Source organism: Paraburkholderia podalyriae (assembly GCF_014397785.1).
Classification (GTDB): domain Bacteria; phylum Pseudomonadota; class Gammaproteobacteria; order Burkholderiales; family Burkholderiaceae; genus Paraburkholderia; species Paraburkholderia podalyriae.
Map to the genome: position 1 here is coordinate 1 of NZ_VZQQ01000234.1, position 1,131 is coordinate 1,131.

The following is a 1,131-nucleotide window of genomic DNA, read 5'->3' on the forward strand; positions in this document are numbered from 1 at the left end:
CGAACTTCCGTAGCCGACCCCAAGGCGTCATTGGGATTCGACATGTGAATGACTGCTTTCCACAATGCATCTGTCTGGGGCAACCGACGCTGAAACCGTCACTCTGCTCCCTTGCGACGGGGCGTCAAGAGGGATTCGTCGGCACGCGGAAGTGATACTGAAAACAGGGTCTCCGTCTCATCGGATCGCACTTCAATCGTACCGTGATGGGCTTTGGCGATCTCGCTTGCGATATACAGACCCAATCCCAGGCTACCCGCCTGCTCGTATGTGGCTTGACTGTTAGTCCCGCGCGTCAGGGGATCGAAGATGCATGCCAGCATTGCGCCGTCGATGGCAGGCCCGCAGTTGCTGACTTCGATACGGACATGTGTTATGCCGCCCAGCACCGTCACGCTTACGGGAGTGCTCTGCGCCCCATACCTGATAGCGTTGGTTACGAGATTTCCAAGCAATTGCTGCAGACGCTGCCCGTCCCAGAGCCCCCGCGAATCGCCATTCACGTGCAACTCAATTTGCCTGTCAGGGTGAATTGCACGCAACCCGTCCAATTCGTCGGCAAGCACCTCCGCCAGATTGACACTTGTGGGCGTCACATTGATGCCCAAGCCCAGTTGGGTACGGTTGAAATCAGTCAGGTCATCAAGCAACGCCTGCATCCGGGCTCCGCTTCGAATCAGACGAGCGGCTGCCCCGGATATCCGCTCCCCAGCATTGAGTGCGGCCAGGTACGACGCAGTTGCCTGGATCGCCTGTAGGGGGCTGCGCATGTCGTGGCCCAGCATGCCAAGCAGGAGGTTGCGGTTCTGCTCCACCTGCGTACTGAAGAAGGTGACCGATTCAGCGAGTGCCTGATCAATCGCTTCATTGAAGCGAATGACGTCGTCCAGATCAGGCGCTTCGGGCTCACAATCGTCCATCCACAAGCGAAGTACGCTTGCTCGCAGCGCGCGATATTCGGCGGCGAGCTGGTTGATATTGAAACCAGCACGTGCCCTCAGCAACGCATGCGTTTGCGCAGCCGTTTCGGTCGTATCGGTTAGTTCGGGATCTCTTCCCAACGACTTTTCGCGTTGGGCTTCCCTGGTCTGCGAAGTCCGCAAGTCCTTTGCCACGGCGAGCAGGATCTGC

At 58.3% G+C, this 1,131-nt stretch carries 1 protein-coding gene; it reads right to left on the reverse strand.

What is annotated here, in order from left to right; all coding sequences use genetic code 11:
- Positions 1-98: 98 nt before the first annotated feature.
- Positions 99-1,131 (reverse strand): sensor histidine kinase (locus F6X42_RS42770; RefSeq protein ID WP_187639750.1); only part of this gene is annotated, 1,033 nt, incomplete at its 5' end.